The 9,763-nt window shown below is 60.6% G+C and carries 12 protein-coding genes; 6 read left to right on the forward strand and 6 right to left on the reverse strand.

The features are described 5' to 3' along the window. Positions 1-632 precede the first annotated feature (632 nt). The gene (locus FS885_RS09495) at positions 633-1,046 is read right to left on the reverse strand and encodes a helix-turn-helix domain-containing protein (protein ID WP_144744812.1); all 414 of its coding nucleotides are present in this window, start codon (positions 1,044-1,046) and stop codon (positions 633-635) included. Between the two features lie 140 nt (positions 1,047-1,186). On the opposite strand from FS885_RS09495, the gene FS885_RS09500 reads away from it, so the two are divergent. From FS885_RS09500 to FS885_RS09510, 3 genes are read left to right on the forward strand one after another with little or no spacing between them, the layout of a single operon-like run. Then, positions 1,187-1,390 carry a hypothetical protein gene (locus FS885_RS09500; protein WP_042433219.1) on the forward strand — a complete coding sequence of 68 codons (204 nt, stop codon included), beginning with the start codon at positions 1,187-1,189 and terminating at the stop codon, positions 1,388-1,390. A 1-nt stretch (position 1,391) separates the two neighbouring features. Further along, complete coding sequence (locus FS885_RS09505) at positions 1,392-2,462, forward strand: site-specific integrase (RefSeq protein WP_144744813.1); 1,071 nt, start codon at positions 1,392-1,394, stop codon at positions 2,460-2,462. A gap of 5 nt (positions 2,463-2,467) precedes the next feature. After that, positions 2,468-2,893, forward strand: a complete 426-nt coding sequence (locus tag FS885_RS09510; RefSeq protein ID WP_144744814.1) for a plasmid mobilization protein — start codon at positions 2,468-2,470, stop codon at positions 2,891-2,893. Positions 2,894-2,896: 3 nt separating this feature from the next. On the opposite strand, the gene FS885_RS09515 is transcribed toward FS885_RS09510, so the two are convergent. The 5 genes from FS885_RS09515 to FS885_RS09540 all read right to left on the reverse strand — a co-directional run bounded on the left by FS885_RS09515 (position 2,897) and on the right by FS885_RS09540 (position 7,141). Continuing rightward, positions 2,897-3,676, reverse strand: coding sequence for an HNH endonuclease family protein (locus tag FS885_RS09515; protein ID WP_052297779.1), 780 nt, complete (start codon positions 3,674-3,676; stop codon positions 2,897-2,899). A gap of 63 nt (positions 3,677-3,739) precedes the next feature. Further along, the gene (gene tet(W), locus FS885_RS09520) at positions 3,740-5,659 is read right to left on the reverse strand and encodes a tetracycline resistance ribosomal protection protein Tet(W) (RefSeq protein WP_144744815.1); all 1,920 of its coding nucleotides are present in this window, start codon (positions 5,657-5,659) and stop codon (positions 3,740-3,742) included. A gap of 615 nt (positions 5,660-6,274) precedes the next feature. After that, complete coding sequence (locus FS885_RS09530; RefSeq protein WP_042433209.1) at positions 6,275-6,466, reverse strand: hypothetical protein; 192 nt, start codon at positions 6,464-6,466, stop codon at positions 6,275-6,277. Positions 6,467-6,481: 15 nt separating this feature from the next. Beyond that, a complete protein-coding gene (locus tag FS885_RS09535) occupies positions 6,482-6,694 on the reverse strand; it encodes a YlcI/YnfO family protein (RefSeq protein ID WP_172596416.1) in 213 nt (70 codons plus the stop codon). A 177-nt stretch (positions 6,695-6,871) separates the two neighbouring features. Next, a complete protein-coding gene (locus tag FS885_RS09540) occupies positions 6,872-7,141 on the reverse strand; it encodes a hypothetical protein (RefSeq protein WP_042433205.1) in 270 nt (89 codons plus the stop codon). A 545-nt stretch (positions 7,142-7,686) separates the two neighbouring features. On the opposite strand from FS885_RS09540, the gene FS885_RS09545 reads away from it, so the two are divergent. From FS885_RS09545 to FS885_RS09555, 3 genes are all read left to right on the forward strand, one after another. Next, positions 7,687-8,058, forward strand: a complete 372-nt coding sequence (locus FS885_RS09545; protein WP_015540326.1) for a YraN family protein — start codon at positions 7,687-7,689, stop codon at positions 8,056-8,058. Positions 8,059-8,262: 204 nt separating this feature from the next. Further along, the gene (locus tag FS885_RS09550) at positions 8,263-9,027 is read left to right on the forward strand and encodes a ParA family protein (RefSeq protein WP_042433200.1); all 765 of its coding nucleotides are present in this window, start codon (positions 8,263-8,265) and stop codon (positions 9,025-9,027) included. Next, positions 9,014-9,763: ParB/RepB/Spo0J family partition protein (locus FS885_RS09555; RefSeq protein WP_144744816.1), on the forward strand; the 750-nt coding region annotated here is incomplete at its 3' end. The genes FS885_RS09550 and FS885_RS09555, both read left to right, overlap by 14 nt.

A 9,763-nucleotide genomic window follows, 5' to 3' on the forward strand; every position in this document is an offset into this window, starting at 1 on the left:
ATCGAGTGGGAGTAGGCCGATAGGGTTCTGACCTGCATTTTTGAGTGCCGCGCTGTGCCGCTGAGTTTCGTTTCGTACGACAGTCATGGCAAAGCCACCGGCGACGGCGGTGAGTAAATACGATAATCTAGCCTCCGCTCCCATGTTGGAACGGAGGCTTTTTCTTTGCCTATTTACTCCCTTTCACCTGCGATTTCGCCATTTACTCCCCGTATTTCAAGACGGCAAAGCACTGGGCGGTATTCGGAGGAATGGGAGTAAGGATTCATCCCAAATGAGTAGACGCGCGGTTTTTGTCCCCGAGGACGAAACGAGGCCGTTTCGGGGCCCGTGAAACTCAAATCGAACTCAATAGGCTTTTCGGCGGTCTCCGCACGGCGTTTCCCCAGGTCGTTAATGGGGAGTAAAGAATCTCACCGTCTCAAGGAAAACGGGAGTAATCAGGGGAAATGCCGCGGCGTGCTGCCGCGTGCCGTCATATAAGCCACCGCGTCATTTACTCCCCAGGAGCGCCGAAAATGCCTTGACATGCAATGGGGAGTAAAAACTCAGCAGACGCAGGAGCGGGCGGAGCTCACCGCCTAGCCTGGCGTCCTGATTCGGTTGCGCTGGTTGCGAAATGCGGGGAGCCGCTACAGCGAGGCTTTCCAGCCCTCGTATTCGTCGGCGTCGATCTCGCCGTTCTCGAGCTGCGCGCGCTTCTCGGCCCACAGCCCGATCGCCATCGCGGCTTTGGGAGCGTGCGGCGCCTTGGGGTTCAGGGAGAGGCCCGAGCCGTCGGCTGCGGGAACGATGCCGAAGGAGTCCTCGAGCCGCACGAGCAGCGACGCGAGGTCGCCCGCGGTCTCGACGCCGTAATCCTTGAGGGCGTTGACGGAAACGCCGAGCGCGGCGGAGATGGACTCGAGCAGCTCGGGCTTGACGGCGCGGATGCCGCTCTCGTAATGGCGCACGGCCCCCTCGGTCAGACCGACCGCCTCGGCGAGCTGCGCCTGCGTCATGCCGCGCAACTTGCGGTACCGCCTTATGTTCTCGCCTACGGACATGCGCCCTCCTCCTGGAATTACGTACCCGCACATCTTATCAGCGTACGCAAATGTACGCAATTCTATTGACAGTACGGATGCGTACGTTTACTCTCAATCTGTAAACCGTACATATACGTACGCTGTTGATTGGAGGAGCCATGGACGAGAAGGTGGCGAAGACGCCGAGGCCTCACATGCTGGACGCCGACGAGGTCGCGGAGCTGCTGAGGATCAAGAAAGGCAGCGCCTACGAGGTGATCAGGAGGATAAACGCCGAGCAGGAGGCGCGCGGGCGCGTGGTTATCCGCGGGCGCGTCCGAAGCGACGTCTTCGACGCACTGTACTTCCCGGAGGTGGACTGACATGCCCGTGTACAAGGACGACAACAACGGCACGTTCTACGTGCAGTGCTACTACCGCGACGCCCGCGGCTCGAAGCGCCACAAGACGAAGCGCGGCTTCTCCTCCGAGGTGGAGGCCGCAGTGTGGGAGAGCCAGTTCAAGAGCCTTAACGGCGGGGCCATGGACATGACGTTCTCAGAGTTCGTCGAGGTGTACGCCTCCGAGGTGAAGCCGCGCGTACGCGAGCACACCTGGATCACCAAGGAGTACATCATCAACGACAAGCTCGTGCCGTTCTTCGGGGACATGCGCATGTGCGACGTGAGGCCGATCGACGTCATCAGGTGGCAAAACGAGCTCACCGAGCACCGGGACGCCGACGGGAAGCCCTGGGCGCCGACGTACCTGCGCACGGTGAACAACCAGCTCAACGCCATCTTCAACCACGCCGAGCGCTACTACGGCCTCACCGACAACCCGGTGCGCAGGGTCGACAAGATAGGGTCGAAGAAGGGCGGCGAGATGCAGTTCTGGACCAAGGACGAGTACCTGAGGTTCAGCGAGGCCATCATGGACAAGCCTCTCTCGTTCCACGCCTTCGAGCTGCTCTACTGGACGGGCATCCGCTGCGGCGAGCTCCTGGCGCTCACGCCGTCCGACTTCATGCTGGAGAGCTCGCGGCTGCGCATCAACAAGTCGTACCAGAGCCTCCACGGCATGGACACCGTGACCGACCCCAAGACGCCCAAGTCGGTGCGCACGATCGTCATGCCCGCCTTCCTGCGCGACGAGATGGCGGACTTCATCGAGATGCGCGACGACGTCGCCCCCGACGAGCGCCTGTTCGCCGTGACCAAGCACTTCCTGGCCCACGAGATGGAGCGCGGGTGCAAGGCGTCTGGCGTGAAGCGCATCCGCATACACGACATACGCCACAGCCATGTGAGCCTGCTGATCGAGATGGGGTTCTCCGCGCTTGCCATCGCCGAGCGCATGGGCCACGAGGCGGTTGACATCACCTACCGCTACGCGCACCTGTTCCCCACGAAGCAGGACGAGATGGCCGCCGCGCTCGACGGGGCGAGGGGGTAAGAAGGATGCCGTGCGAGAACAGCGCCCGCAAGCGCAGCAAGACGATGGCGTTCCGCTGTACGCCCGAGGAGCACAAGCTCATATGCGAGATGGCAGCTTGGAGCGGCATGAGCAGGCAGGACTACATCATCGCCAAGCTGACCGATACCAAGGTCGAGGTGAGGCCCTCTGTGAGCGTTCAGAAGGCGCTGAAGGACACGATGACGGAGTTGGCCAAGGAGGTCCGGCTGGCGGCCTCCTACGGCGAGCTGAGCGAGTCCCTGCAGCAGAGGATCGAGCTCGTGATGAGGTTCTTCCTGGCGCTCGGCGAGGGGGTTGAGGCACCAGTGACGGAAGCGCCACCGCAAACCTCGCATTTGGAAGAGCCGACAACATCCGTCATGGATGCGGGCTCCGACACCGCAAGCATCTTCGAGATGGGGCGCATGTAAGGTTTAACGCCAGACCTCCAACGCCTTGTCCGCAAGCCATTCGGCGCGATCGGCGATATCGCCCTCGTCCCAAGACTCCTTCTCCAGGGCGCCGGCCATGGTCGCAAGGCCGGCGGCGCAGAGGGCAAGACCGTCCTTGTATCCCTTTCCCTGCTTCTTGGTGGGCCAATCGGCATCGCGGATGGAGGCGTTAAGGGAATGCGTGATGATGGCGAGGTTGCCGAGCGTGAGGAGCTTCCTGTCCCTTCGCGTGGCAGCCTCATCGTCGAGGGCTCCCCATTTGTTGCGCCACTTCTTGGGCATCATGTGTTCGAGGGTGTACTGGTTGAACCCGAGCAGGGCCGTGCTGCTCATGTCTGGGCGAATGGCGCTTTCCAGCAGATAGAGAACGCCCTTGGACTGAAGGTTGTACAGACACGATTCCTCGAACGCCCTTCGAACCTCGTCATCGCCGGGCATGTACGTCGTCGCCTCTTCGTTGGCTTCAAGAGCCTTCCTCAGCGTCTCCGCGTCCTTCACCTCGTTCAGGATCAGCGAGGTGAACAGCCTGTTGTAGTTCTTCGTGGTCGCCTGAACCAGCGTTCGGCGGACGATGTAGCTCTCAAGCAGGGCGAAGACCTCGGATTCCTCGCCCGAAGACTCCGCGTTCTTGCGAACGTAGAGCACGTACGGGATGAGCGTCGAGTTCTTGAGGCCGAATATCAGCACGTTCAGGCGCTCGACGCCGGGAGCGGAGGGGATGTCCGCGTCGCAGTAGCCGGGGTCGAACGTGGACTCGAACACCTCGTGATTTTATCAATGATATTTCGCAATAGCCAGCAATGAACGCTTGCATTGCGCAAGACGTTACATTACCTTCTGAAACATATGGCGCACCTTGTCCAGGCGGCTGTTTGGACGGCGGGGCTGGATGACTGGCTTGCCGACAGCGGCCTGATACCCTTTCAGTTCTGTAAGGCATACGCTCTGCCCGTTGGTGTAAAAGGCCAGATCAGTACGGTATGCCTGTATACAGCGGGCGGGAATCTCGCCAGTAAAGACAACTTCATCCTTTTTTACCTGGACCGTTTCGATGGTGGCACAGTATTTCGGTGCATCATGATAAGCCCTGGAAAGATATTCCCGGGGCGCATAGAGGGTGAAGGAGAGATAAGGTTCCAGCAGTTGCGTCCCTGATTCCTTCAATGCCTGTTCCAATACAATCGGGGCCAATGAGCGGAAGTCCGCCGGCGTGCTGACCGGACTGTAATAAAGCCCGTATTCAAAGCAAATCTTACAGTCCGTTACGTTCCAGCCGAACAAGCCCTGCTCCAGCCCGTAACGGATACCATCCCTGACAGCGTTTTGAAAACTCTGGTTCAAGTATCCCAGCGAAACCCGGCTCTCGTATTGTACACCGGAGCCAAGCGGGAGTGGTGTAACAGACAGTCCTATGGATGCCCAAAACGGGTTGGGCGGCACCTCGATATGGATGGTGTGGCTGGCTGCTTTGAGCGGCCGCTCCATATAAATGAGGGAGGGTTCCTTTACCACTGTTTCAAGCTTGTATTTTTCCGACAGCAAAGCGGAAACAACCTCCAACTGCACCCGGCCCAAAAAAGAAAGAATGATCTCATGGGTGATGGAATCCACCTCGCAGCGCAAAAGCGGGTCAGTATCCGCAAGTTGCGTAAGAGCGTCCAGCAGCCGTTCTCTTTGCGCTGCCGTTTTCGGCGCAATCGTCGTCCGCAGCATGGGGAGGGGGTCCTCGCGCCACCTTTTACGAGGGAGCCGGGTTTGGTCCCCTAATACATCGTTTAACCTCACGCTGTCGCTGGGAAGGATAACAATTTCACCCGGATAAGCGGTGTCTGTCCGAACAATTTCCCCTTTGGATGGAATACGCATCTCTGTGATTTTCAGCTTTTCTCTCCCGGCCAGAGCCACCGTATCCCGCAGGCGCAGCGTTCCGCTGTATAGCCGCAAATAGATGAGCCGCTGGCCACAATCTGTATACTCCACCTTGAAAACGCTGCCGCATAGGGCGTCGCTCCTCTGTTCCCCAATCGGTTGGAACAGCCCTGTCACCGCATCCATCAACGGTTGAATGCCAAGGCCCTTTTTGGCGCTGCCATGATAGACCGGGAACAGGGAGGCGTCTTGAACCCGCCGCTGTTCCTCCTGCGCAAGTTCTTCCCGGCTGATTGGTTCTCCTGCGATATACTTTTCCAATAATTCATCGTTATTTTCGATGACCGCATCCCATGCTTCTATGTCGGTATTTTCCTCCAGGACTATTTCCGGGGACAGCGACACCGTCTGCTTGATGATAATATCGGCGGAGAGCTTATCCCGAACAGACTGATACACGCCCTGCAAATCAACGCCAGCCTGGTCGATCTTATTGATAAAGATAACGGTGGGAATGTCCATTTTCCGCAGGGCATGGAACAGAATACGGGTCTGGGCCTGCACACCATCTTTAGCGGAGATCACCAAGATGGCCCCATCTAAAACAGCCAAAGAGCGGTACACCTCCGCCAAAAAATCCATGTGGCCGGGCGTATCCACAATGTTGACTTTACATCTGTGCCACTGGAAGGAAGTGACTGCCGCTTGAATGGTAATCCCACGCTGCCGCTCCAAAAGCATGGTGTCCGTCCTCGTTGTCCCTTTTTCGACGCTCCCCGGTTCTGAAATGGCTCCGCTGGCATATAGCAGGCTCTCCGTCAAGGTTGTCTTTCCAGCGTCTACATGGGCAAGAATCCCGATATTGATAATGTTCATGTCTATCCTCCATACAAGGCCCAAATGGGCGCAAAAATCCCCAGCGGCTAATACTTTTACCGCTGGGGATCATGACTTCGGACAAACAGAAGTATGACGGCTTACATGAGCCGCTGTCCGTCACGATATTTACTAAAAAGGCAAAAGTATTCTTAAATTGGGTACAAAAACTAAGCCCCTGCAAGGGGCAATCATTTTTGCGCCCATTATCAAATTTTATTTAAGAATACCTTGCCGCATATTTTTTACTCCTTTTCTGGTTTAAATCATTGTATCACATCAGTTTTAGGAAAGCAAGTATCTAAAAGAAATTTTTCTTCCCCTTATATGTAACAATCATACCGGCTTCCTAGCGTTCAGAATGTTTTCTGCTGTCTGCTGTGGTGTTTGGTTGGAATTGTCCAACCAAAAGCCGATCCGTGGTGTTGTCTGCATTTTACTAAATACAAATTCAATGTATACAGAAAGATATAAGGAGTGGGAGGGATTCCGCCGTAGTTGGCATTGTAGGAAAATCCAAAAGTTTAGATTTTCCCACAATGCTTATCTTTTGGTCTTTGGTTCGGAATAGTGTAGTGCTGGCGGTCTATCTATTGTTTTCGGTTGCTTGCTTCTTTACCGTACATGAGCATTCTCGACGGTCATCTCGTCATCGCCCATGTAGCCGTCGCCTAGGGCCTCGTATTCGTTGTCGGCCCATATGATGTTGCGCCCCGTAGTGCGGTCGCACAGCAACGTCTTGAGAATGAAAGTCGGGTATCGGCGGTCGAAGGACTCTATGAAGCCTTCGACCGAGATGTCGTGCATTGGCTCCGTCACGGGCTATTGTCCCTTCTTCGCGAGCTCTTCGATCATGCAAGTGCGCACAAAGGCGGAGAAGCTCATGCCGCGAAGGGCAGCCTCCTCCTTCGCCGCGTCGCGCAGGGTGTCGGGGATGCGCAGGGTCACAGATACCTGGTCGCCGTTTACCAGGAAGCTCCTGATCTCGGTCTCGCCGGGGTTACCCTTGATGAGCTCCTTATAGCCATTAGACATTCGCGCCTCTATCCCTCGAAATGCAATACAAATGCGTTTTCTGAATTATAACGCAGCGGTACGCCGCGGCACTGGGAATAGGGGGACATCAGCCGCTCGGACACAATGCGACACCGGGCGGCGGAGAAGATCATCCGGCCGGAATCAAGGAACAGTTTCCGGACCGGGTTTCGTTCCTCAGTTATCGCGCGGTTTGACTTTGGCCCGCTCCTCCGCATAGAGGACCTCGTTCTGAGCCTCCAGGATGCGCGCCGCGTCGCCGATGCGCTCGGCACACCTCTCGCTTATAGACCTCAGGACCAGGATCCCCTCGACGTCGAGCGGGTCCAGCTGGTCGGCGTGAGCCAGGGACTCGAGCAGCTGGTCCAGGCCCCTCGCCAGTCTCCCGGCATCGCACACGGCATCGATGAGCTCGATGCGCTCCAACTTCTCTTCGTGGCTCAACATCAGCTCGCCTCCTTCTCTCAACAGACGTGTCGCGCAGCACCGTAGCCGTTCCATGCGGAGAACCATCTCGCTGCCCACGGTCCCGTGCACATATCGACCGCAAGCGGCGCGGGAAAGCCATCTGTCCCGACTCATACCGCGGCACCACGACTCGGGATCCCGCCTCCGTCCCCGCCGCGACGTCGTCGCCAAGTCCCGCGGGAGCCCAGGACCGCCGACGGGCCGCATCCCATGCCCGGAGGGTTTCGGCGCCCACGCCCGATTCCATGCCGCACGCCTCCGCCCCTCCGACCCGAAACTCGCCCCGGCGCTCCTTGGACGCGCAGGGTCGCACGCCGGCAGGCGGCCCGCAAGGGCCGCGACACTTTTTCGGGTTCTTCGCCCCATGCGCTGCGCGCGCGAACAACGCGAAAAACTGACGTCGGGAGATTTCTATAACCACGCCCGACTTCGCTTCCTCCCTTGCAGGCACGCCCGCGCTGCATGCGACTCACGCGGCGCAAGGCACGCCACAGGGGCGGGCCTCAGAGTCTAAGGAGCAAGGCATGAACGACATGAAGGAAAAGGCGATGGGCGCGGTCAGGGCCTTCCTCGAGCGCAAGGGCTACGAGATCGTCGACGAGGCCTGGCAGGGGCCCGAGGGCATCGGCGGGATCGACCTCGTGGCGGTGGACGAGGACGGGACCCTGGTCTTCGTCGACGCCACGGTCCGGATCGGAACGGACGGCTTCCCCGAGGCCCACAGGGCGCGCGGGCTGCGCGAGGCGCTGGCGGCGACGTGGCTCGCGGGGAACAGCGACGACTACGCAGACACCCCGGTCCGCTTCGACGAGGTGGCGATGATGGTCGTCAAGGAGAACCGAGCGCTCCTTCGCCACCACATCAACTGCTTCGGCGAGATGGAGCCGCTCTCCTAGGCGGCGCGCCCGGCCCCGGGCTCCCGGGGCCGGACTTCCCCCGAAACCGGCCCCTGTACCACGAAAACGTACATATACGTACGTTTTCGTGGTACACTCCGCTTGTCGGACAAATTCGTACGGTTTTGTCCCGACGCTCCGAGACTCGGGGCGCGCCGGACCGGATGCGGCGAGGCGCGCCCCACGCTAGAGAGGACGCGACCCATGCGCACGATAGCCATTTCCAACTACAAGGGAGGCGTCGGCAAGACGACGACCGCCGTCAACCTGGCGGCCATCTTCGCCGCCCGGGGCCTTCGGACCCTGCTCGTCGACCTCGACCCGCAGGCGTCGGCCACCGACTTCTTCGGCCTCTACGACCGCGCCGCCTCCGAGCGGCGCACCTCGGTCGAGCTGCTCTACGGCGGCGCGCCCGTGGAGGAGGTCGCCTACGCCGCCGGGGAGGGCCTCGACGTGGTGGCCTCGACCATCGACCTCGTCGACCAGAACGAGATGCTCCTGCGCGAGCAGCGCCTCAAGTTCGCCCTCGACGACGCCTCGGGCTCCTACGACGTCTGCCTCATCGACTGCAGCCCCGTGATGCGCAGGCTTGCCTTCAACGCCTACCTCGCCGCAGCGGAGGGCGGCATGGTCGTCATCCCCGTGAAGCTCGACTCCACCGTGATGCGCGGCACGGCGCTCACCGTGGAGGCGACGCGCTCCATTTCAGACGCCCTGCGCATGCCCACGCCCAGATGGAAGATACTGCGCACCTGCGTGCCCGGCCGCATGACCAACGCCGAGGCCACGGGCGCGGCCGTGCTCGACGGGTTCTTCCCGGGCGAGCAGTTCGAGACGGTCATACACGCGAGCAGCAAGGTCTGCGAGGGCAGCTGGCAGTGGAAGCCGGTGGCGGCCTTCGAGCCGGGGAGCCGCCCCGCGCGCGACTACGAGGCTCTCGCCGACGAGGTGTCCCGTGAGCTCGCCTAGCCAGGTGGCCGCGGGCTTCACCATCACGGGGCTTCTCGACGGCGCGTCGCGCACCCGCGGGCGCTACCCGGTGTCCGAGATAGCGGTGGCCGACATCGCCGACCACCCGGCGAACGCCGCGTACTCCATGGACCCGGCCGGCATAGCCGAGCTCGCCGAGTCCATACGCGAGGACGGCCTCACCGACCTGCCGCTGGTGCGCAAGGTCGGCGACGGCTCGTGGCAGATGGTCTCCGGGCACCGCCGCAAGGCCGCCTACGCGCTGCTCGCCAAGGACGACCCCGCCTACGAGAGGATGCCCTGCCGCGTGATAGAGGGCATCGACGACGAGCGGGCGGTGACGCTGCTCCACGCCGCGAACTACTTCACCCGCGCGCTCACCGTGACCGAGCGCGCCGCAGCGACCGAGGCGCTCAGGGGCGACGCCGTGCGCCTGCGCTCCGAGGACCCGTCGCTTTCCGGCATGCGCGTCGACGACGTGAAGGCCGCCATCATCGAGCGGCAGACGGGCCGCAAGGTCTCCGGCAAGACCATCGCGCGCGAGGAGAGGCTGGCCCGCCGCATCGCCGAGGACCTCTCGCCCGAGTGGGCCGCCGAGGCCGACCGCGGCAACCTCAGCGCCGAGGCGGTGCGCTCGCTCGCGGGCATGCCGAAGGAGCGCCAGGCGGAGATGCACGCCGCCATGGAGCCCTGGCGGCGCACCAAGCGGGAGCTCTCCGACTACGTGAGGAGCGAG

Source organism: Enorma burkinafasonensis, assembly GCF_902150035.1.
Classification (GTDB): domain Bacteria; phylum Actinomycetota; class Coriobacteriia; order Coriobacteriales; family Coriobacteriaceae; genus Enorma; species Enorma burkinafasonensis.